The sequence below is a fragment of the Riemerella anatipestifer ATCC 11845 = DSM 15868 genome (genome assembly GCF_000252855.1).
Taxonomy (GTDB): domain Bacteria; phylum Bacteroidota; class Bacteroidia; order Flavobacteriales; family Weeksellaceae; genus Riemerella; species Riemerella anatipestifera.
The window spans coordinates 1371777-1395350 of record NC_017045.1 but is presented as its reverse complement, the minus strand read 5'-3'; the positions used below and the strand labels follow the sequence as shown (position 1 = coordinate 1395350).

Annotated in this window: 20 protein-coding genes; 9 read left to right on the top strand and 11 right to left on the bottom strand. The window is 34.2% G+C overall.

The genetic code is table 11. The features are described from left to right. Positions 1-20 precede the first annotated feature (20 nt). The 3 genes from RA0C_RS06640 to RA0C_RS10620 all read left to right on the top strand — a co-directional run bounded on the left by RA0C_RS06640 (position 21) and on the right by RA0C_RS10620 (position 2901). Positions 21-1295, top strand: a complete 1275-nt coding sequence (locus tag RA0C_RS06640; protein WP_004920491.1) for a DUF6080 domain-containing protein — start codon at positions 21-23, stop codon at positions 1293-1295. 194 nt (positions 1296-1489) lie between these two features. Continuing rightward, positions 1490-2605, top strand: coding sequence for a Fic family protein (locus RA0C_RS06635; protein ID WP_004920486.1), 1116 nt, complete (start codon positions 1490-1492; stop codon positions 2603-2605). A gap of 161 nt (positions 2606-2766) precedes the next feature. Further along, positions 2767-2901, top strand: coding sequence for a hypothetical protein (locus RA0C_RS10620; RefSeq protein ID WP_015345381.1), 135 nt, complete (start codon positions 2767-2769; stop codon positions 2899-2901). Here RA0C_RS10620 and RA0C_RS06625 read toward each other — a convergent pair. Then, positions 2898-5099, bottom strand: a complete 2202-nt coding sequence (locus tag RA0C_RS06625; RefSeq protein WP_004920485.1) for a TonB-dependent receptor plug domain-containing protein — start codon at positions 5097-5099, stop codon at positions 2898-2900. The genes RA0C_RS10620 and RA0C_RS06625 overlap by 4 nt on opposite strands. Positions 5100-5216: 117 nt before the next feature. Here RA0C_RS06625 and RA0C_RS06620 point away from each other — a divergent pair, with 117 nt between their 5' ends. Together RA0C_RS06620 and RA0C_RS06615 are read left to right on the top strand one after the other, a co-directional pair. Beyond that, complete coding sequence (locus RA0C_RS06620) at positions 5217-5501, top strand: heavy-metal-associated domain-containing protein (RefSeq protein ID WP_004920483.1); 285 nt, start codon at positions 5217-5219, stop codon at positions 5499-5501. A 2-nt stretch (positions 5502-5503) separates the two neighbouring features. Then, on the top strand, positions 5504-5692 hold the full coding sequence (locus RA0C_RS06615) for a DUF6132 family protein (RefSeq protein ID WP_004920480.1): 189 nt from the start codon (positions 5504-5506) through the stop codon (positions 5690-5692). A 38-nt stretch (positions 5693-5730) separates the two neighbouring features. Here the strand turns inward: RA0C_RS06615 and RA0C_RS06610 are convergent, their stop codons facing one another. Then, complete coding sequence (locus tag RA0C_RS06610; RefSeq protein ID WP_004920479.1) at positions 5731-6324, bottom strand: aminotransferase class IV; 594 nt, start codon at positions 6322-6324, stop codon at positions 5731-5733. Further along, positions 6308-7285 (bottom strand): aminodeoxychorismate synthase component I, encoded by a 978-nt coding sequence (locus RA0C_RS06605; RefSeq protein WP_004920475.1) that lies wholly within the window; start codon positions 7283-7285, stop codon positions 6308-6310. Before RA0C_RS06605 ends, RA0C_RS06610 begins: the two co-directional genes overlap by 17 nt. A 44-nt stretch (positions 7286-7329) precedes the next feature. Here RA0C_RS06605 and RA0C_RS06600 point away from each other — a divergent pair, with 44 nt between their 5' ends. From RA0C_RS06600 to RA0C_RS06590, 3 genes are read left to right on the top strand one after another with little or no spacing between them, the layout of a single operon-like run. Next, the gene (locus RA0C_RS06600) at positions 7330-8070 is read left to right on the top strand and encodes a hypothetical protein (RefSeq protein WP_004920472.1); all 741 of its coding nucleotides are present in this window, start codon (positions 7330-7332) and stop codon (positions 8068-8070) included. A gap of 22 nt (positions 8071-8092) precedes the next feature. Beyond that, positions 8093-9214, top strand: coding sequence for an AI-2E family transporter (locus RA0C_RS06595; RefSeq protein ID WP_004920469.1), 1122 nt, complete (start codon positions 8093-8095; stop codon positions 9212-9214). Continuing rightward, on the top strand, positions 9204-9422 hold the full coding sequence (locus tag RA0C_RS06590) for a DUF3820 family protein (protein ID WP_004920464.1): 219 nt from the start codon (positions 9204-9206) through the stop codon (positions 9420-9422). The genes RA0C_RS06595 and RA0C_RS06590 overlap by 11 nt, the downstream gene beginning before the upstream one ends. Here the strand turns inward: RA0C_RS06590 and RA0C_RS06585 are convergent. The 8 genes from RA0C_RS06585 to RA0C_RS06550 all read right to left on the bottom strand — a co-directional run bounded on the left by RA0C_RS06585 (position 9419) and on the right by RA0C_RS06550 (position 21279). Further along, positions 9419-10798: a tetratricopeptide repeat protein gene (locus RA0C_RS06585; protein ID WP_013446991.1), complete on the bottom strand. Its 1380-nt coding sequence runs from the start codon at positions 10796-10798 to the stop codon at positions 9419-9421. The genes RA0C_RS06590 and RA0C_RS06585 overlap by 4 nt on opposite strands. 78 nt (positions 10799-10876) lie before the next feature. Further along, complete coding sequence (glmM, locus tag RA0C_RS06580; RefSeq protein WP_013446990.1) at positions 10877-12259, bottom strand: phosphoglucosamine mutase; 1383 nt, start codon at positions 12257-12259, stop codon at positions 10877-10879. Between the two features lie 43 nt (positions 12260-12302). Then, a complete protein-coding gene (locus tag RA0C_RS06575) occupies positions 12303-13739 on the bottom strand; it encodes a TolC family protein (protein WP_013446989.1) in 1437 nt (478 codons plus the stop codon). Continuing rightward, entirely contained in the window at positions 13729-16896 is a 3168-nt protein-coding gene (locus tag RA0C_RS06570) for an efflux RND transporter permease subunit (RefSeq protein WP_013446988.1), read from the bottom strand. The genes RA0C_RS06575 and RA0C_RS06570 overlap by 11 nt, the downstream gene beginning before the upstream one ends. 11 nt (positions 16897-16907) lie before the next feature. After that, positions 16908-17990 (bottom strand): efflux RND transporter periplasmic adaptor subunit, encoded by a 1083-nt coding sequence (locus RA0C_RS06565; protein WP_004920449.1) that lies wholly within the window; start codon positions 17988-17990, stop codon positions 16908-16910. Positions 17991-18116: 126 nt separating this feature from the next. Further along, positions 18117-18482, bottom strand: a complete 366-nt coding sequence (locus RA0C_RS06560; RefSeq protein WP_004920445.1) for a hypothetical protein — start codon at positions 18480-18482, stop codon at positions 18117-18119. Positions 18483-18638: 156 nt separating this feature from the next. Continuing rightward, complete coding sequence (gene pckA / locus RA0C_RS06555; RefSeq protein WP_004920444.1) at positions 18639-20243, bottom strand: phosphoenolpyruvate carboxykinase (ATP); 1605 nt, start codon at positions 20241-20243, stop codon at positions 18639-18641. 133 nt (positions 20244-20376) lie between these two features. After that, positions 20377-21279, bottom strand: a complete 903-nt coding sequence (locus RA0C_RS06550) for a GYDIA family GHMP kinase (RefSeq protein WP_013446987.1) — start codon at positions 21277-21279, stop codon at positions 20377-20379. Positions 21280-21397: 118 nt separating this feature from the next. Between RA0C_RS06550 and RA0C_RS06545 the strand changes: the two genes are divergently transcribed. Beyond that, positions 21398-23563: a patatin-like phospholipase family protein gene (locus RA0C_RS06545; protein WP_013446986.1), complete on the top strand. Its 2166-nt coding sequence runs from the start codon at positions 21398-21400 to the stop codon at positions 23561-23563. The last annotated feature ends 11 nt before the right edge of the window (positions 23564-23574 follow it).

Below are 23574 nucleotides of genomic sequence, written 5' to 3'. Positions count from 1 at the left end.
GAAATTTTGGTAAAACTGTAATGAAATCTAAACTTTATGGCATTCTAAAACAAAGTTGCCCTAGCTCGTCGGTAGAGTGGGCTTTGTTTATTTTCTTCCTTGTGGCGTATGGTATTTTGGCGGGGCATACTGCCTTAACTTCCACCATTGTATTTGATGAAAGAATCCCTTGGGACGCCTATTTTAGTTTTGACAATAGAGCTATTGTAATGACAGGTGGCGGGTACGAAAGACACCCTTTATCCAACTATTTTTTTGATGCCATCAGAGAGTTCTCCCTTTGGATTTCTAGCGGACAGAAAAATCATCTCTTTAGGCTAAGCCTTGCTCTATTGAGTAGCCTTGCCATTAGTTGGACAATGGTTTTTATTTTTAAATATCTTAAAAATATCATTCAACTATCATTGGCTAGCAGTCTTATTTTAGTGGTGTTTTTCAGTTTGTTTAGTACCAACATTATGCTGTCCTTCACACCAGAAACCTATACTTACAGCCTTTTATTTTTAAGCGGATTTACCTACTATGCTGCCTTGAGGCTCACACAAAAAAGAACGCTATCTTGGGGAATGCTATGCCTAAGTAGCTTAGCGATAGGAGGACTTACCATTACCAATATTGTTAAAGTTTATATTCCCATTTTGTTTGAAAGGAAATGGTACAACAACATCAAACACTTAGCGAATGCGGTGGCAAAGGTGGGACTTTCGGTAGGAATATTTTTACTACTTTTTATGTACCGAATGAATTTTCAGTTTTCTGCATTTTTAGATAAAACAGGGCAACAGTACGAAAAATTTTCGCAACCGAAACTCGTGCCTATTTGGGATATGATAATTTCTTGGTTTTGGGGTGGCAATGTGTTATTCCCTAGTTTTATTATCAGAGATTATCACAACAAACACAACTTCCACTACAAAGCCTTATTTATGGAAGTCTATACCACCAACCTTTCTTATGTGTTTGTAGGAGTACTTTTTCTACTCCTTGTTTGGGGATATTTAAGAGGGTTCAGAAAGCCGCTCGTTCAAGTTCTGATGTTGTCTTTTCTTGTGGATATTATGATACATTGTGTCTTAAAATTCGGGCTGCATACCTCCTACATCTACGGAGGGCATTTTGTATTCGTTATTCCTCTAATTTTGGGGTGGCTTTTACATTCTTACCGAAAAAACACCAATGCCACCCTAGGGCTTCAGTTGCTTTTAGGGGTGATGATACTCTTTTTAGCCCTAAACAACTTTTATAGAATGAATGAGTTTTTTGCATTCTTAGAAAAGTACTATAGTGAGAAGTAAGCCAAGGTAAAATTGCTTTCCATATTAGAACACAAGTATAATTGTTTTCAAAATTTCATAAAAAACCGAATACAAATAGATTTGTATCCCATTTTTGAAAACAATTATACTTGTGTTCATAATAGCAAAAAAAAACAGACACAAATATATTTGTTTTCAAAATAACGATTATCTTTGTAAGAAAATAAAAAAGTATGGATTATAAAATAGATAGTGCTGTTGAATATCATTACAATCAATTTCCTCCCAAAAACATAGATTACCCAACCATAATAGATAGCTTAATAAAGGCTACAGATGCATTAGCAAGGTATGATCAAATGCTCAAAAATCTTTACAATACAGAAATATTACTCACACCATTAAGAAACCAAGAAGCAGTAATTTCCTCAAGAATTGAAGGAACTATCAGTACAATAGACGAAATACTACAATATGAAGCTGATTATGACGATACAGACCAACCTAATATAAAATCAGATGTTATAGAAACCATATTATATCAAAGATGTTTGAAAAATTCACAAAAGGCTATGGAAGATGGCTATCCTTTATCTCCAAATTTCATCAGACAGATGCACCAACAACTATTATATTTAGGACGTGGAGCTGATAAATCACCAGGAGAGTTTAAAAAAGAACAAAATTTTTTAGCCGATAAAATCAGAAAAGAAATCCAATTTATCCCCATCAGTCCAGAAAAACTCACCGATGGGTTAGAACTTTTATTTGAATTTATTGAAAATGATCATTTTCCTCCATTAATTAAAACGGCTATTAGCCATTTAGAATTTGAAGCCTTACACCCTTTCAAAGACGGAAATGGAAGGATTGGTAGAATGCTTATTACATTATTGCTATGGAAAGAAGGCGTATTATCTCAACCTCATTTTTATATCAGTGGTTACTTTGAAACACATAAGGACGAATATATTTACCAAATGAGAAATGTATCCCAAACACATCAATGGGAACAATGGATTCAGTTTTTTCTTCAAGCAGTTGAATCACAGGCTATCAAAAATCTACAAATTGCAGAAAAAATCAAGACACTTTATGAAGAAACTAAAATAAGTCTAGCAGGTATTTTATCCTCAAAATGGAATATACAAGTAGTTGATTTTATTTTCACTAACCCTGTTTTTAGAACAAATAGATTTGTAAAAGAAACCCAAATACCCAACGCTACAGCAAGTGGCATTATTAAGAAACTATTAGAAAACGACTACATCATAACAAAAGAAGCTGCAGCAGGGAGCAGATCTGCCTTATACTCGTTTGAACCAATGATGAGATTAGTAAGAGTTTAAAAAGTTAAAATTATTTATAACCAATCTAATACAACAAATTCAGAGTGGTACTCAAACCAAAAACCTCTCAAAACAGTCTGTAGGAACACAAAAACAGCCCGTAGGAATAGAAGAATGAACAGTAGGAACTCATTTTTTTGAGAATAATTTAATACACCGCATTGAAACACCCAAAAATCGCCATCATTACAGCACACCTCACGCATTTCAGCGGAACAAGAAACCCCCAACAAAAATTAGGGCAGCAAAACCAACTTCGCTACCCTAACTTTAAAGCATTCTATCGCCCTCTCTAGAAAGTTACCGCTCCACTAGTCTGATTATCCAGTTTCTTTTGTATTTGTAGTTTCTTCCCTAAAGAAAAATCATAAGACGCTCCTAGCACAAACATATTTTTATTATCAAAAATCTGGGTTTTAGCCTCGCTCTGTACTGGGCTAAAATCTAATGCTTTCGTTTCATATTGTGCAGGCATTCCCATAAAATACATTCCTGTGGATAATTTCCAATTTCCTAACTGATAAGACAAGGAAAAATGGTTAGAATTCTCGTTTTTGCTAAGAAAAGAACCACTGATACTATACACAGGAACATTAAATTGATAAAACAAACTCCATTGTTTATACTTAGAAGTGAGTGTGAAATTATTCCGTACATAACTTACCTTTGCCTTGTGCCCTTCCTGTGTTTCCATTAGCATAGAAGTAGGCTGAAAATACAAATGTATCACCAACAAATCACTAGCAAAGGGCTTAATAGAACCTGTAATCCCAAGACCTGCCTCTCTGTAATACGGTGCGTTTTGATAGTTAAGAACATAGCCATTGAGTGCTGTATTTTCTTTATAAACAGAAGCAAAATACCCTTTGACAACATTATAAAATGCTTTAGTATTCAAATCAAAATAATTAGTGTTAAAGGAATAATTCAGTTGGTTATTAAACTGCCTTTGAGGCTTTAAGTCAGGATTTCCCGAATGGAATAAGTTAGGTGCACTCTGCACCAAGTTAGGGCTCATCATTTCTCCATCTGGGTTCGCATTTTTATAACTACTAGAAAAACGGAACGCCTGTTTGCCTAACGCATAAGACAGAACCAACTTTGGCGTTAATGCCCAATCATTAGTAAAATTAGTGGCTGTTTTATTCTGTATATTATTAGCACCTATACCCAAACGATAGCTGAATTTATCCCATTTCCCATTATACTCTGTATAAAAGTACTGTTCCAAATAGTTTACTTCAAATTGAGAAGCTCCTAGTATATTATTAAGTTGATTATCCACATTAGTATTGGTTAAACGGTAACCACTTGTTAATTTACCCTTTTCAAACTGATGGCTATGGGCAATCTCTCCTACAATTCCTGTTTGTGAGGCATTCAGTTTCATTTCATTGAGGAAAACTTCAGCATTGGTAGCTACATTCCATTCTCTATTATACTTTGTAGAGTTCGTCTTGTAATGAGAGCCCACAAAATTGACTATCAACTCATCTTTTGCACCCAAATTTCTAGAATAATAGAGGTCTAAAGTTGGATTAGTATATTTTTGATTAGAATGCTCCACCGCTTGATGCCTATTTACCACACCACCTTGAATAAATATATTAGAGGTCTCTCCTTGATTGTGATAAGTAAATGGATTGATATTAAACTTAGCTTGGAAAGTGTATTTCTCTGGTTCTACACGGGTATAACGCAAGGCTATATCTTGGTTTGTATAACCAAAAGCATCTCTTCCTAAGCCCTCCGAAGAATAATCTACACCATTGATGCTATAATTTCGTAGCTTTTTTGTCCGTCTGTTATTATACTCCCTAACATTCAGATTATACTCTAGTCCAAAATCATTTTTACCTTTGGTATAATTGGCATAGACCATTCCGTTCAAGAAACCCGTAGTAAGAGCGGAAGTAATGTCTGCCCCGTAAGAGTAGCCTAATTCTGGATTTCTAGTAATCATATTTACAACCACATCGGCACGGTTTGCCCAACGAGCAGGAGGAATATCATAGTACTCCACTCGTACCACATTAGTTGGGGCAACACTCCTTATTTGGGCTTCAGTAGCTTCTATACCATTGATGAGGAACAAGGTTTTCCCACCACGGATACTTTGGGTAGAATTACTTACAGGGTCGTGTACCAACTCTGGAAGTGTTACCAACAAATCCTTAGCATTATTAGCTTTCTCCAGAGCTGCTTTATCAAAGGTATAGGCAGCGTGGTCATTATACTGCTTCTTGCGTTGAGATTTAATAATAACTTCTTGAATTTCCTTAGCTTTTGCAACAGAATCTGTCTTGAGTTCTTGTGTAAAACCAAATGTACTTACAAATAATACACACGGCGTTATTAGTTTCTTTTTCATTTTACTTTTTAATTTAAGAATACCTACTATAATTTTTATTTTGACGAAAATAAAAATTTTTTTTAAATGATTTAAAAAGGATTTCCGTAGAGAAAAAAGTCCATTTAATAAATTTATAATCATTAAAATCCTATCTTTGCTTAAGATTTTTAAAATTAAAAACTTTAGAACCTTGCTATAATAGCATCTCTCCTAAGACCGATTTGGAATTATTTATTAACCTAATAAAAAAATAAAGCGATGTCAAACAACACAACAACCCACAACATAGAAGTAGAAAACATAAAATGCGGTGGCTGTATGAACAGTATTAAAAAAGCCATTCTTAAAATAGAAAACATAGAAACTATTACCATAGATAAAGATACCGAAACGGTTACAGTTACGGGAGCAATAGACCGTGCTTCTCTTGTTGATAAATTGTCTAGTTTAGGCTATCCTGAAAAAGGAAATAATACTATACTAAAGAAAGCCAAATCTTTTGTAAGCTGTGCCATTGGTAGAATGAGCGACCCAGTGGAGTAAAAATGATAGATTTTATTAAAAAGCATAAACTAAGCATTATAGGAGCAATAATAGGTGCCGTAAGTGGTTATCTATATTGGAAGTTTGTAGGCTGTAGCACTGGAACTTGTGCTATTACCTCTAAGCCTATCAACAGTATACTCTATGGAGGAATAATGGGAGCTTTGTTTCTATCTCTATTCAAAAAATAAATCCGCCTTGAAGTCTTTTAAACAAGATTTACAAGGCTTTATTTTATTAAATCTATTGAAAACATAGGGGATATTTCAAAACAATTCATAGCATTAATTATTTTAAAATAAGAGTATTCTAATAGATTATCTAAAGTTATTTCTACCTCTTTAATCTGTTTTTTTTGAAGCAAATTCTGTCTCTGAATACCATTCAACAAGTAAGATTTTGGAGTAAACCATTCCCCATTTTTAAGAAAAATAAGATTGGAAAAAGTAGTATCTGTAATATGTCCATTTTGAGTAATAATCACCTCCGAAGCATTAGAGTTTTCCTTTAATTGATTTAAACTACTCCTATCTTTATATTTAAGACTATAATCTATTTCGGGAGCTTCTACTATTTCAAAAGAGCTAAGTTTAGGCGGTTGATATGGAAGAGCTTCTACCTCATAATATCCTTCTAAATCATAGACCACTCTTATTTTATGTTTCTGTGGAGTTCTAATCTCTACACTTCTAAGAATTTCTCTCAAATCAATAACCGAGCTTCTGTTAAACCTCTGAAAAGAACTATCCACTCTTTCTTGGTGTAATTCAACTAGGTAGAATTTACCGTGTTCCCAACAAATGCTTTCAATAAATTGGCACATAAATTTTGTTTTTCATTTCTTGATACTCATCATCGGGATTGCTTAAGTGAGTAATACCTCCGCCACTCTTAAAAAATAAAGTTTCTCCTTCCGCTTCTATAAATCTTATCATCACGCAAGAGTCCAAATCCTTCCCATCAAACCAACCACAGACACCTGTATAGAAACCTCTATTGTAACCTTCTGCCTCTAATATAATTGCTCTTGTTTTAGGCTTTGGAGCTCCTAGTATAGAGCCCGCTGGAAGCAATTTATGCATTAAACTTCCTATTTTATTTCTAAATTGAGGTTTTAGCACACCTTCTATCTCGGAACTCATTGCGTATAAATCTCGCTGTTGAGTTTTAATAAAATCAATTCGCTGAAAGTCTTTAACTTCAACATTATCTGCTACTTGACTTAAATCATTTCTAAGTAAATCTACCACCGTGTAATGCTCCGCCTTTTCTTTAACATCGTTTTTCAAAATCTCTGCAGCGTTTTCTAAGGAAGCGTCTATCGTTCCTTTCATTGGATGAGTGGCTATTTTATTATTCTTTATCTCCACAAAAGTTTCAGGAGAAAAACAAACAAACTGATTGGGATAAAGTATTTTGTATTTGGCATTAGAGAAATAGAAAATTTCTTCTAAAGAAAGATTGGTTTTTATCTGGGTCTTTCTAGTGTAATTAGTTAAATAGGAATTTCCTTTTTTTAGATGTTTCTGTACTATACGAAAACCTTTAAGATACTCTTCTTTCGTTTCTGGAAATACTTCCCAATCGTAACGATGAGGCTTTGGAATGTCGGGAGTTGAGTTTATTTTAAAGTTTGGAAAATCTACTTTAAGCTCTGATTGTTCCAAATTTTCTAAAGTAAACACCTCTATTTTAGTCATCATAAAATCTATGATGAAAAGAAACGGAACACCCTCCAAAGAGAGTTTATCCATTAAAGTGAACTGATTTTCTGTAGAAAACATTTGGCAAAAATAAAGAATGCTTATTTTTGTGCAAAATAAATTGTATGAGTTCTAGTCCAGAGTTTAATAAAGTGAATAACATCAGCCAGATTTTACAGGACGCTTTTGGCTATTGGCAAAAAACCATAGGCTTCCAAATACTATTTTCTGTTTTGTATTTTGGGCTACTGATGACTTTCGCTGTTGGACTTTTCAAGTACTTTGGTTTGGAGACCGAGATAGAATCTTTCCGAAAGTTATTTTCTGGAAATTACACTATAATTTCCCAAACTCTAGCAGAACTGATGGAAAATACTTCTTTCCAGTATTTCGTATTTTCCATAATAATCGTAAAATCATTATTATATCCTTTGAATATAGGTTTTTACGAAATTTATAAAAAGATTGATTTAGGAGAAATACCTTCCACATCAGATTTAACTGTTGGCTATAATGGCTATTTTTTCTTTAGATTTTTTGGCTATCATTTATTTTGGTCTATGATTTATTCTTATGCAGGAATGCTTCAACCTTTACCTATACTTTGGGTATTTCTTACACTATTTGCGGCTCCTCTTATGTATTTTCTAAGGGTAGGTATTTTTACTAGTACTCATCTTAATTTTATGGCTTTGAAAGCTAATTTTACTACTATATTTGTAGGAGTTTTAGTTGCATTTATATTCAGCTACGCAGGTTTTCTCGCATTAGGTATAGGAGGCTTACTAACCTTCCCATTTTGGAATGCAATAATTTATACCCTATATAAGCAGATATTTAAAATTAAAGTAATACATCAATCATAATTAAATATATTATTAAAATACAATGGATAACAACAACAAACACAGTGAAGCTATAAGCAATACTAAAATTAAGCAAATAGCCCTCATCATCATCATCGTGACATTATTTTTATTGATGGCCTATCAGCTAGCAATGTTCCTACCTTCTTTATTAGGTGCTATAACACTTTATGTAATCTCAAGAAAATACAACCTTTATCTCATAGAAAAAAAGAATTGGAAACCTTGGGTTTCTGCCTTGGTTATTATGCTAGCTACGGTGGTTATCCTTATTTTACCTCTCTATTTTTTAATAGATACTCTCATAGAAAAATTAGGCAATGCCCAAGCCTATATGGGGCGGTTTAATGATTTTTTAGACAAAATACACTCTTATATTCTTTCTGAAATACAAATAGATATTCTAAGTAAAGAAAATCTAGATAAGGTAAAAGAAACGGCAGGGCAATTATCTACTACTATTCTTAGTAGCACACTTAATACCGTTACGATTATTGTATCTACCTACTTCCTTCTCTATTTTATGCTGGTAAAGCCTAGGATTTTTGAGCGTATTTTAACCAATGCAGCTCCTCTTAAAAGAACCAACATTAACCTCATCAGCGAAAAAATAAGAAAAATGATTATTGCCAACGCCATAGGAATTCCTGTTGTGGCTTTTGGGCAAGGTCTTGCGGCATTGGTAGGTTATCTTATCTTTGGAGCTCCTAGCGTTATACTTTTATTTGCTCTTACCACCATTGCTTCTATGATACCTATTGTTGGTGGTGCTCTTATTTATGTTCCTGTAGCTCTGTTTATGATTGCTGAAGGCGACACTGTTTCGGGTGTAGGATTGGCTATCTATTGTCTTGTTGTAGTAGGACTTATAGATAATGTACTAAGATTCACATTGCTCAAAAAATTAGAAGATATACACCCCCTTAATACGGTGTTTGGCATCATCTTAGGAATGAATCTTTTTGGGTTTATGGGATTAGTGTTTGGACCAATTTTAGTCTCTGTAACTTTACTTCTAATACAAATATATAGAGATGAATTTTCTGATGAGGATAATGTAGTTATTGCTTCCGATGAAGAAGCTCTAGCGGGCATAGCTACCACAGAAAATAAAAATACTGAAACTACCACCAATGAATCCTGAAATTCTAAAAGAAATCTGCCTTACTAAAATGCCTTTTGGTAAATATAAGAACTACATCTTGGCAGACCTTCCCGTAGCCTATTTAGAGTGGTTTATGAGAAATGGAGGTTTCCCTAAAAATAAACTAGGAATGCAACTATCCACCGTTTACGAAATTAAAATCAATGGATTAGAAGAACTACTAAAACCAATAAGAAAGAGCCTCTAGCTTTCTTTCTTATTGGCTTTTACCCTTTTTACCTCATCTCGGATAAAAGGGTATTTCTGTAACATATCTTGTGCTAAACTAGGCTCCATCACTAATGCAGTAGCTAGATACTCCCTAGCATCTTCCTCTTTACCAAGATTAAACAGCACATTACTCATTTGATAGTAAAATTCGGCTCTATCTTTGTGCAAAGAAATGGCTTTTTGTAAGGTTTCTAAGGCTTTATTATACTGTCCTACCAACATCAGCACTTCGGTATAGGCATACCAATTATAAAATCTATTAGGTTCTGCCTCTACCATTTTTTCTAAACATGGCAAACTTTCTTCAAAAAGCTCCGAATCTATATACAAAAACGCCAACCTTTTCTGATAATCTACATTGGTATCATTAAGAGCCGTTGCCTCTTTAGCGAAGTGAAGAGCCTCTTTCATCTGCCCCATCTCTTCATATAAGAAAGATTGCTCCATCATAGAAAGATAAAACTGAGGATCTTCTACTAAAGATTTCTGAAAGGATTTTAAAGCTAGTAAAGGCTTTTTATTTTCCTTATGACACAAGCCTATTTTGTAGTAAGTATACGCCTTAGTATATTCTAACTCTAGCATTTCTTCATATACCTCCACTGCTTTATCCCACTCTTGCATCGCCTCATAACAGGCAGCCTTATTGGCATAAACCCCAACAGAATTAGAGTTAATGGCTAAAAAATAATCAAATCCTCGTATGGCTTCTTCGTAGTTTTTTCTATTGAAATAAAACTGACCATACTCAAACCAAGCCGTCTCCGAAAAAGGAAATTCTTCTATGTAATGGTTAAGGAATTTTATAGCATCATCATTTTTATTTAGCTTGTAAAAACAAATTATTACATTTTCTAAAGCATAGTCATCATAAGGGTCGTGATTAAGAGCTTTTTTATAATGTATTAAAGCATTAGAAGGATCCTCTAAATTCACATATTCATCAGCGATGAAATTATGCAGAAAATTCTCCTCTTCATTTAGCGTTAAAGCCTTAAGACAGTAATCTATCGCCCTTCTAGGATTACCTAGATTAGAATAATATTTAGCACAACAAACTAGAAAATCTGTATTTTCTAAAGATGCCTCCCTTAGCTCGTTAATAAGCTCTTTAGCTTCTCTATACTGCTGTAATTCTAAAAGAACTTCTAGTTTTTTAGTTTTAATATCTAATGAATTAGGATGAAGTTTTAATGCAAAATTAACGGCAAGTTCGGCATAGGTAGTATCACCCAACTCCAAATAGTGGATGATGATTTCCTCCAAATCATCCGTATCGAAGTAGCGTTCCTCGTTATTTTCTATCATTTCTTCGAACTGCTTTGCCAGTTCATTTTCAAAAAACTCTTCCAAATTAATTTAAAACTTTGTTGTTTTCCTTATCAAAAAGAATGCTAAACCAATAGATAATTTAACTTTATTTAATCTTCTTTATATCAAACCCTTAATCTCCTCTATAATTCTATCAGCTAGTTCATCTGCTTCTTGTTGAGATTGAGCTTCTGTATAGATTCTAATGATAGGCTCTGTATTAGATTTTCTTAAGTGTACCCAATTATTAGGAAAATCTATTTTAACACCATCTACAGTGGATATTTCTTCGTTTTTGTAACGCTCTGTCATTTGTTCCAAAAGAGCATCTACATTGATATCTGGTGTAAGTTCTATCTTCTTTTTACCCATAAAATAGGCAGGATAGGTTTGTCTAAGCTCAGACACTGTTTTGTTCTCTTTAGCTAAGTGAGTTAAAAATAAAGCTACTCCTACCAAAGAATCTCTACCATAATGTAAATTTGGATAGATTATTCCGCCGTTACCTTCTCCACCTATTACGGCATTTTTCTCTTTCATCAAAGTAACTACATTAACCTCTCCTACAGCACTCGCAAAATAAGAAGACCCTAAACTTTGAGCCACATCTCTCAATGCACGACTAGAAGAAAGGTTAGAAATAGCTGCTCCTTTTTTCTTTCTTAAAAGATAGTCTGCCACGGCTACTAGCGTGTATTCTTCTCCAAACATTTCTCCTTTCTCATCTATAAGAGCCAATCTATCTACATCGGGGTCAACTACAATTCCTAAATCTGCTCCTTCTTTTTTCACCAATTCACATATATCGGTAAGGTGTTCTTTCAAAGGTTCTGGATTATGAGGAAAATGCCCATTAGGTTCACAATAGAGTTTTACAACTTCGCAACCCAACGCCTCTAAAAGAAGCGGAATAGCTATTCCTCCCGTAGAATTAACGGCATCTAAAACTACTTTAAACTTCTTAGCTTTAACTGCTTGTGCATCTACCATTGGTAGTGCTAATATTTTTTTGATGTGAATATCAAAAGCATCATCACGAGTTTCATAGCTTCCTAAACTATCCACATCAGCATAATTAAAATCTTCTCTTTCTGCTATCGAAAGTACCTCAGATCCATCTTTACCACTAATGAACTCTCCTTTTTCATTAAGTAATTTAAGGGCATTCCATTGTTTTGGATTATGGGAAGCCGTAAGAATGATACCTCCATCTGCATTCAACTCTGGCACCATAACCTCTACCGTAGGCGTAGTAGAAAGTCCTAAATCTATAACATGAATCCCCAACCCTTGTAAAGTGGCTGTAACTAAAGAGGATACCATACCTCCAGAAATTCTAGCATCTCGACCTAAGACTAAGGTTAAGTCTTTCTTCTGTTTGGTATTCTGAAGCCAAGTTCCAAAAGCGGAAGTGAACTTTACGACATCTAGCGGCGTTAAGTTTTCATCTACTTTTCCGCCAATTGTACCTCTAATTCCTGAGATAGATTTTATAAGTGCCATAGCCTAAATTTTATACCGCAAAGATAAGTAAAAATATTAAGCCTTATTTCCATCCACCTCCCAAACTTTTATAGAGGTATACCGTTGCATTTAGCTGTGTATTTTTAGCTTCTATAAGTTCCATTTTGGCATCTAAGGCATCTCTTTGTGTCATCAAAACCTCCATATAGTCTGCCCTAGCATTAGTAAACAGAAGGTTTGAAATCCCTATCGCCTCGTCTAAATCTTTGCTTTGAGTGTGTTTTAAGTCAAAGTATTGTTGGTAATTTTTAATTTTGTTCAAATTATTAGAAACTTCCATATAGGCTTTGATGAGCGTTTTATTATATTCATACAAAGCCTGTAGTTGAGACGCATTTGCCGTATTAAATTTTGCTTTTATCGCTGATTTGTTAATTAGTGGTCCAACCAAATCTCCCACTATATTATAAGCTAAAGACTCTGGAAAATGAGTGAAGTAACTTGGTTTAAAAGACTCTAAACCAGCTCCAAAAGTAATATTTAAAGAAGGATAAAACTCTTTTCTAGCAGCTTCTACATCTAACTTAGCAGCCTCTAACTCTAGCTCTGCTTGTTTAACATCTGGTCTATTAGCTAGTAACTCCGAAGGAATACCTGTTTTAATAGACTGTGGTACGATATCCAAAAATTCTGCACTTGAACGAGGAATAGGTTGATAGAATCTTCCTAGTAACAAATTGATGTCATTTTCTTTCTCTAAAATACTTTGCTGAACTGTATATAAATTTGCCGATGATTTTGCTAACTCAGCTTCAAATTTTTTAACTGATAATTCTGTAGTTGCAGCCGCCTGTTTTTGAATTTTAGAAACCTCCAAGGCTTTTCTTTGAAGCTCAATATATTTTTTAAGATAAGAGTATTGACTATCCAAAGCTAAAAGTTCATAATAGCTTTGTGCCACTTCTGCTATCAAACTTGAAAGCACAAAATTCTTACCGTCTACTGTAGCTAAATAGTGAGCTATTGCAGATTTTTTTTCTGTTCTGAGCTTATTCCAAATATCCACCTCCCAATCTGCTTGTAAACCTATTCCAAAATTACCCAATGGGTCTGGAATTGGCTTTCCTTCTTCCATTTGTGTAGATGCATCTCCTGCACCTTCACTAGTGTAACGCCCTACTTTTTTAACACCAGCAGCCGCCTCCACAGAAACTGAGGGAAGCAATCTTCCGTTTCTATACATTACACTACTTTTGGCTTTTTCTATCTCTTGTAATGTAATTAATAACTCTTGATTGTTATTAAGAGCCGTTTCTATTAAAGAAACTAAATGAGGATCCGTAAAAAATTCTCTCCAAGGTGGAGTCCCTGTACTTTTATTAGAAACTTCATCTTTTGTATAACTTTCTGGTAGAGTCTCTTTTACATTATCTTTTACTTGTAATGTTGTTGGCGCTTTACAATTAACTAGCACTAAGCTACCGACTACCAATGATATATATTTTAGTTTAGTTTTCATCTTCAATTTCTTCTGTTAATGGATTAAGGTCTTCATATTCTGCCAACTCATTTTTTCTTGCTATTTTACCAAAAATAAGATATAAGCCAGGGATAAGTACTACGCCAAATATTGTCCCAATAAACATACCTCCTGCCGCTGCAGTTCCTATCGTTCTATTACCAATTGCTCCTGGACCTGTTGCCAAAGCTAAAGGAATAAGCCCCGCAATAAATGCAAAAGATGTCATTAAAATAGGACGAAAACGTGTTACAGCTCCTTCTATAGCCGCTTTCAATATTGTAGCTCCTTCATTTTTTCTCTGCACTGCATATTCTACTATAAGTACTGCATTTTTACCCAATAAACCTATCAACATTACTAAGGCAACTTGTGCATAGATATTATTTTCTAAACCAAAAAGTTTAAGGAATAAAAACGCTCCAAAAATACCCGCTGGTAAGCACAATATTACAGGTAACGGAAGAATAAAACTTTCATACTGTGCTGATAATATAAGATATACAAATCCTAAACAAATTAGAAATATGTAAACCGCCTCGTTGCCCCTACCTACCTCATCTTTGGATATCCCAGCCCAATCTATCCCATAGCCTCTAGGCAGGGTTTTATCTGCTGTTTCTTTTATAGCCTCTATGGCTTGCCCACTACTGTAACCTTCCGAAGGATAACCACTTATTTGTGCAGAATTATACATATTATGTCTAGTAATTTCACTCATACCATAAACTTTCTCCATATGCATAAAATCTGAATAAGGTACCATTTCCTCTTTATCATTTTTAACATAAAGATTCATAATATCTTGAGGTAAAGCTCTGTACTGAGGTGCAGCCTGAACAATAACCTTGTATGGCTTACCAAAACGGATAAATCCTGTTTCGTAGTTAGAACCTATTAAAGTGGAAAGGTTATTCATCGCACTACCTATACTTACCCCTTTTTGTTCTGCAATATCATTATCTACTTTCAACATATATTGTGGAAAACTAGCAGAGTAAAATGTAAATACAGACGCAAGTTCTGGTCTCTTACTTAGCTCCTTTACAAAGTTACGACTGACCTCTTCCATTTTAGCATAATCGTTACTTCCTGTTTTATCCAGCAATCTCAATTCAAATCCTCCTGCTGCACCATAACCTGGTATAGATGGTGGTTGGAAAAACTCAATATTAGAGCCTCCTATGTCTTTACATTTCTCCTCTAGTTCTTCTATAATTTCGGTAGCAGATTTATCTCTTTCGTCCCAATTTTTAAGGTTGATTAAACAAGTTCCTGAGTTAGCTCCTGTACCTTCTGATAAAATTTCGTATCCAGCTAATGATGATACAGATTTTACCCCTTCTATTCCCTCTGCTATTTTCTGTATTTTTAGAGCCTGTTGATTGGTTCTTTCTATGGTAGAGCCTGGAGGTGTTTGCACAATGGCATAAATCATTCCTTGGTCTTCGTTAGGTATAAATCCTGACGGAAGTCCATTATTAAGAAAATATACAAGAAAACAAAATACTGATAATCCGCCTAATGTAATCCATTTTTTACTTACAGTCTTATACAAAAGGGTTTCATATCTTTTTGTTCCTTTGGCAAATACTCTATTAAATCCATCTATAAATCTATTGATAGGCGTCTTCTTTCTTTCTTTACCATGATTATTTTTAAGAATTAAAGCACATAATGCCGGCGTAAGTGTAAGAGCCACTATCCCAGAAAGTATAATAGACGATGCCATAGTGATAGAAAACTGTCGATAAAATACTCCTACAGGACCACTCATAAACGCCACAGGAATAAATACCGCTGCCATAACCAAAGTAATTGCTATAATAGCTCCACTTATTTCTCCCATTGCTTCTTGCGTAGCTTCCAGTGGTGATAAGTGCTTTTCTTCCATCTTTGCGTGTACAGCTTCTATAACAACAATGGCATCATCTACTACCACACCTATCGCCATCACCAATGCAAAAAGGGTAATCATATTTACCGTTATCCCAAAGGAGGACATTACCGCAAAAGCACCTATTAAAGACACTGGCACTGCCAAAGCAGGTATAAGTGTAGAACGCCAATCACCCAAAAAGATAAAAACAACTATCCCTACTAATACAAAGGCTTCGAATAAGGTATGAACTACCTTCTCCATAGATGCGTCTAAGAAACGAGAAACATCATAACTTATCTCATAATGCATTCCTTTAGGGAAAGAGGTCTTATTGAGTTCTTCTAACAGTGTTTTTACATTTTTAATTACCTCACTGGCATTAGAACCGTAAGATTGCTTAATTGTAATCGCTGCAGAAGGTTTACCATTAAGAGTAGAGTAAATATCATACATTGAACTTCCGAATTCTACATCTGCTACATCTTTCAATCTCACAAACTCTCCATTAGAATTTGCTTTTACAATGATATTACCATAGTCTTTTTCATTATCAAAACGCCCAGGATACTTTAGTACATACTCAAATGCTTGTGAACGCTTCCCAGAACTTTCCCCTGTTCTACCTGGAGAAGCTTCTAAACTTTGAGAACTAAGCGCTTCCATCACCTCATCAGTAGAAATATTATATGCAGTAAGCCTATCAGGTTTTAACCAAATACGCATCGCATACTCTCTGGTTCCAAGTATATCAGCAAAACCAACACCATTAACCCTTCTTAATTCTGGTAGAATGTTAATATCTGCATAGTTGAATAAAAACTTTTGGTCGGCTTTAGGGTCATCACTATAGAGGTTAACATACATCAGCATGTTAGGTTCTTCTCTCGTAATTTTAACCCCTTCTCGTACCACCAAAGGAGGCAATTTGTTAATGGCTGAAGAAACCCTATTCTGCACATTTACAGCAGCTAAGTTAGGGTCTGTACCCAAATTAAAAACTACTTGTATGGAGGCTACCCCATCATTCCCTGCATCAGAGGTAATGTATTTCATACCTTGCACCCCATTTAGAGCTTGTTCTAAAGGGATTACCACTGATTTTACCAAAAGTTCATTATTAGCCCCTGGATACTCTGCCGTAATATTTACTTTAGGTGGCGAGATAGACGGAAATTGGGTAATAGGTAAACTTAATAGAGATAATACCCCCAAAAATACTATAATAAGAGAAATTACTATTGATAGTACAGGTCTCTTTATGAATGTTTTAAACATAGCTTAATATTTTAGTTGGCATTAAGTTTTAGAGTTTTTAATACCTCTTTAGGGTTCTGGAACTGAGTTTTTACAACATCATTATCCCTTACCTTTTGTACTCCTTCTAATAATATTTTGTCACCTACAGAAAGCCCTGAACTCACCACATAAATATCTGGTAAAGAATAAGTAACTTTAATATTTCTAGATTCTACTTTACCATTTTTATCTACAACAAAAACATATTTCTGATCCTGAATTTCATAGGTTGCTTTTTGTGGAATAATAAGTGCGTTTTTCACTGGAATCTCCATTCTTACTTTTCCTGTTTGTCCATTTCTTAAAAGCAAATCTGAGTTAGGAAACTTGGCACGGAAGGCTATATTACCTGTTTCATTATTAAACTCTCCTTCTATATTTTGGATAAAACCTTTCTCTGGGTGCTCTTGACCATTTGCCATAACTAGAGTTACTTGCTGCTTGCTTCTCTCATCAGCATTGGTTTGATAACTCAAATATTCTGGTTCAGAGACATTAAAATAGGCGTAGACATTGGTATTATCTGAAAGACTTGTTAACAAATCTCCTTCTTCTATAAGACTTCCTAATTTGAGAGGAATTCTATTGATAATACCAGAAAACGGGGCTCTAATAGTGGTAAAAGACAAATGTAACTGAGCCATTCTCATTTCTGCACTAGCCGCATCTAGTTTAGCTTTAGCCAAAGCTTTTTCATTTTTGGAAACAATATTATTCCCTGCCAAAATACTTGCGTTTTGATATTCTATTCTAGCTTGTTCTACTTCAGCCCTTGTTTTCATGAGTTCAGCTTCATAGACTTGTGGCATTATTCTGAACAGAACTTGTCCTGCTTTTACATACTGACCTTCGTCCACATAGATTTTATCCAAAAAACCCTTCCCTTGAGCTCTTACTTCTATATTTTTTTGGGATTGTATTTGGGCTACAAAATCTTTGGATATATTAGTATCCATTTTTAGAGGTTGGGTTATAGGATAAACAGGCATCTCCTCTTTTTTATCTTTATCTTCTGATTTGCAAGAGGATAGATTTAAAATTATTAGTACTGATAAAAGTGTGATTTTATTCATTTCGTTAATTTGTTAAGTTATTAGAAAATTATGATTCTCATCAAACTTTTGTTTGATAGGAAAAGGGTGGGTCCCGTATATCAATAAATACGGAAATACACAATAATTTTTACAATAAAAAACAAATCAAATTCTAATAGAACGAATGAAAATATAGCGTTTTACCTTTAGATAAGAAAAAACAGAGGTATCTCTGTACAGTATTTTAGCTACCTTAAAGAGAGCTATAGAGAGTATGAAATAAAAAATAACTTCCTTAATAGTACTAGAAATAGTATTAAAGTCTTCATCTATCTCGTTTAAAGAAGCTATTAAACTAGATGTATCCTCAGATAAATCTTTCTCAATAAGAGGTGTATGTTTTTTAGAAAATTTAGCCAATGTTGTACCTACCTCTTTACCAATTGGTAGCTTCATAGAGTTTGCCTCTATTTTCCAAGAAGAAAATAAAGTAATCAAAACTACTAATAAAAGGGCTAAATACTTTTTCATTTTAGTGAGCAAAGGTAATTAGAGATTTCTTATTACAATGTGTATTAACAAACTTTAACATATCATAATTGACTATTGATATTTTAATAACAAGAAAATAGAGTGGTCAATTAGATTAACCACTCTATTCTCACTCAAAATATTTCTAGTAAAAATTTATAACTGAGGTCCTGCCGCTACTAATCTCTTACCTTCTTCAGTATCTGTATATTGTTCAAAATTCTTAATATACTTAGCTGCTAGAGATTTTGCTTTTTCTTCCCATTCTGCTGGTGTAGCGTAAGTATCTCTTGGGTCTAGGATACCTTCAGAAACATTAGGTAACGAAGTAGGAATTTCTAAATTCATTACAGGAACTACACTCTTAGGCGCATTATCTATGGAACCATCTAAAATAGCATCAATAATAGCTCTTGTATCTTTTAATGAAATTCTCTTACCTGTACCATTCCACCCAGTGTTTACTAAATAAGCTTTAGCACCATGTTCTTTCATTTTGCTAATCAATGTTTTAGAATACATCGTTGGGTGTAAAGTAAGGAATGCTTCTCCAAACGCTGGCGAGAACGAAGGTGTAGGCTCTGTAATACCTCTCTCTGTTCCTGCTAATTTAGAAGTATATCCACACAAGAAGTGATATTGCGCTTGGTCTTCTGAAAGTATAGATACTGGAGGCAATACTCCAAAGGCATCAGCAGATAGATAAATAATCTTACTAGCGTGTCCTGCTTTAGAAGGAAGCACTATCTTATTGATATGATAGATAGGGTAAGAAACTCTAGTATTTTCTGTAATAGAACCGTCTTTGTAATCTATCTCACCGTATTCATTTACCACAACATTTTCTAGCAATGCATCTCTCTTAATTGCTCTAAAGATGTCTGGTTCTTTTTCTTCTGTAAGGTCGATAACTTTAGCGTAGCAACCACCTTCGTAGTTGAATACTCCGTTGTTATCCCAACCGTGCTCATCATCACCTATTAGGTATCTTTTCGGGTCTGCAGAAAGCGTTGTTTTACCTGTTCCTGAAAGACCAAAGAATAATGCTACATCTCCTTTTTCTCCTACATTGGCAGAACAGTGCATAGATGCCATACCTTTAAGTGGTAGGTAGTAGTTCATCATCGCGAACATACCTTTTTTCATCTCTCCACCGTACCAAGTACCTCCTATGATTTGGATTTTCTCTGTAAGGTTAAACATCACAAAATTTTCAGAGTTTAGACCTTGTTTTTCCCAATCAGGGTTAGTAGTTTTAGAACCGTTCATCACAACAAAATCAGGTTCTCCAAAGTTTTCCAGCTCGTGAACAGATGGTCTGATAAACATATTAGTAACAAAGTGTGCTTGCCAAGCCACCTCCATTACAAATCTTACTTTAAGTCTAGTATCAGGGTTAGTTCCGCAGAAAGCATCTACCACATAAAGTTTTTTAGATGTAGAAAGCTGCTTAAGAACTAAATCTTTACAATGTGCAAAAACCTCTGGAGAAGTAGGTCTATTAACATTACCGTCCCAGTGTATTGTATCTTTAGTAATATCATCTAATACGATGTATCTATCCTTAGGGGATCTCCCTGTAAAAATTCCTGTTTTAACGGCTACTGCTCCTGATTCTGTTTGAGCTCCTTTTTCAAAGCCTTTGTTCTTATCAGAAACCTCTGCTTTATGCAGTTCTTCGTAACTAGGATTATACACGACTTCATGGTAACCTGTAATCCCCAAATTGTGCAACTCTTGGATAATTTTTAAATTTTTCATAGGTGATATTAATTATATATAATTTATGGTTTTATTTTTCGGTTCACAAATTTACTTATTCCGTAAGAGGAACGGTGCGTTAAAGATAATGATATTAGTCAGAAAATACAACTTAAAAACAAATTACTGATTATCATAAAATTATATCCGAAAATTTAAAAATATTAGAGAAACCTTGTTCCTCAAAATAAGCCCTTGCCCCAGAAAAATTCTCAGCCATAATAAAATCTCCACCCCAAGCTCCTAAACTTTTTATGAACCCTGGATAATCCGAAAAATAGAGTTCTCTTACCGTAGGTATCCCTAAAAATTCAGAAAGCTTTTGCTCGTGTGCTATCATCAGTTTTGAAAATTCTTCTAAACTACCTGCATTTAGAACTGCATCGGTAAGTTCTGAAAAAAAAGCTACATCTTTTTTAGATTTTTCTCTTGCCTTATATAAAGCAATACCTTCTCTACTGTCTTGCTTTTGGTTTAAATGTATAAAGAGTAAATCGTCTTTAAATTTAGGTGAAAAATACACAGGCACAACCTCCCTAGAAGGCTTTAATTGGTACAATATAGATTGTTCTTCTAACGCTACTGCCACATCGTAGCCACTACCTCCCAATGTCTTCTCGTTAAGAAGAAAAGCATCTGCTTTTGCCCATTTTGCTAAGTTAGCCATAAGCGTAGAGCTACTCCCTAAACCATAATTGGCAGGAAACTGAAGATTAGTTTTGATATGATAGGAAACTCCTTTTTTAAACTTTTCCAGCGAAATAGATTGCAGATACCTTAATACTTTTAATATAAATTCTGCATTAGGTTTTAAGTTGGTAGAAATAATTTCCCACTTACGATAATCTATCTCTATAGACAGCCATAACTGGTTTTGATGATAAGTTTCCCAAAAGATTTTAGCATTGTTATCCTTTTTTTCTTCTACCCACAAATCTTGCCCCATTTTGGTTGGTAATGCCAAAGCTTTAGCACCGTCTAAAACAACATACTCGGAAGTGATGAGTAATTTTCCTGGCGAGAAATAATGTTCCATAAGGCAAAGTTAATTCTAATTATTCGGTTTTAAAACAAGTAAACTTTATTTTGCCTCTATTATTAGTTGATATATTGTTATATTTGTTCATTGGTTTATTATCTAACACATAACCTTTATGCTTATGAAAAAAGTATTATGGCTGAGTTTACTACTTACATTTTTTACTTACAAATCTCAAGTAAAGGATAATCTAAACACCCCAAAAAAGCCAAAAATAGGGCTTGTTTTAGCAGGTGGCGGAGCCAAAGGTTTTGCTCATGTAGGGGTTCTTAAGGTGTTAGATTCTTTAGGCGTAAAGGTAGATTATATTTCGGGGACGAGTATGGGGGCTATTGTGGGTGGACTATATGCTTCTGGATATACAGGAAACGACATTGAGAAAATTATTACCAATACTGATTTTTATGACATCATCGCTAACGAAAAAAATAGAAAAGAAACTTCCTTTTTCAGTAAAGCCACAGACAAATACCTTCTGAATATCCCCATAAAAAATGGTAAAATAAATGTACTCCCTAAGGCTATTTCTACAGGACAGAAGAACATTTATATGCTTAAAGATTTATTCAAAAATGTTTCTAATGTAGAAAATTTTTCTCAACTTCCTATCCCATTTATGTGTGTTACCACAAACCTTGAAAGTGGTAAGATGAAAATTTTTGAAAAAGGAGATTTAATTAAAGCTATTATGGCGAGTTCTGCCTACCCTTCGCTTATGGATCCTGTTAAGATAGGTGATAGCCTTTATATAGATGGAGCAATGACCATCAACTACCCTGCACAACCTCTCAAAGAGAAAGGAATGGATATTATCATAGGAGTAGATTTAAGTCAAGGTTTAGCTAAAAGAGAGGATTTGCAAAGTGCCATTAGTATCCTTAACCAAGTGATAGATTTTGGCATACAGAATGAAACTAAAAATCAATATCAATACATTGACATCAACATACACCCAAAACTAGACGGTATGAATGCCACTAGCTACGGAGACAAAGAAAAAATACTAAAACTAGGCTACGAAGAAGCTCAAAAATACATTGATATACTATCCAAACTTCCCAAACGAAAACATACCCAACTAAGAGTAGTATCTAACCCTGTTTATTCTAATATTTACAAAATAGATAGTTTGGAAGTAAAGAACAATAAAATATTTAGTCGTTCATACCTGCAAGGTAAAATGAATTTAAAAACACCTTCACCACAAACTTACGGAAGTATCAATAAAATGGTAGATAAGCTATACGCTACCAACAACTATAATCTCATTAACTATGACATTATTCAAAGTAATGGAAAAAATATACTCCAAGTTACAGTAGATGAAGACCAAAGCAGATATTACTTAAAGTTTGGATTACATTATGATGAGTTATTTAAAACCGGACTACTCATCAATGCCACTGCCAGAAGACTCCTACTACCCAACTCTACTGTATCATTAGATGTTGTAGTGGGAGATAGCCCTAGATATTACTTTAACTACTTTATGGATAATGGCTATATACCAGGGCTTGGAGTTTCCTCATCAGGAATGAAACTAAACCTTAAAAATAATAAAGGTACTATTACAGAAGATTGGACATGGTTAAGAAACGAAGTTTTCATACATTCTATATGGAGAGATAGATACGCTATTGGAGGAGGTCTAAGCCATGATTATTTTAAAACAAGTAATCTTAACATCAATGAGGTAAAAAATTTTATTAACCCTTACTTTTTCATAAAGAGTGATACCCAAGACGATAAAAACTTCCCTACTAGAGGTTTCTTTCTAGATGCCGAAGCTAAAATATTAGAGTTATTTAATGAGAAAAATTCAGAAATAACGCCCATACAAGTTAAAGCTGACCTTAGAATGAATTTTCCTATTAGCAGTTGGCTTACCTATAATTTAAGCCTTTTTGGAGGGTTCACTACCAATTACGATAATTTATCTCATTTCTATCAGTATCGTATAGGTGGTTTTTTTGGACAAAAACTAGGAAATTTTGCACAAATGCAAGGGTATTATTTCGGATATACAAGTAGCCCAAACCTATTAACTGCAACCAATAATTTTCAGTTTAAAATACATAAAAACTATTTCATTATCGCTCATTTCGGTATGGCAAATCTTTTCAATGAAATCAATTTAAAAGATATGCTAAATATCAATCATAAAGGCTTAGGCATTACGGCAGGATACAAATCGCCCTTTGGGCAAATAAAAATAAATTACAGCAATCCACTAAACAAAAACAAAGGAATGTTTAATGTCGTATTAGGACATTGGTTTTAAAAAAACTTAAT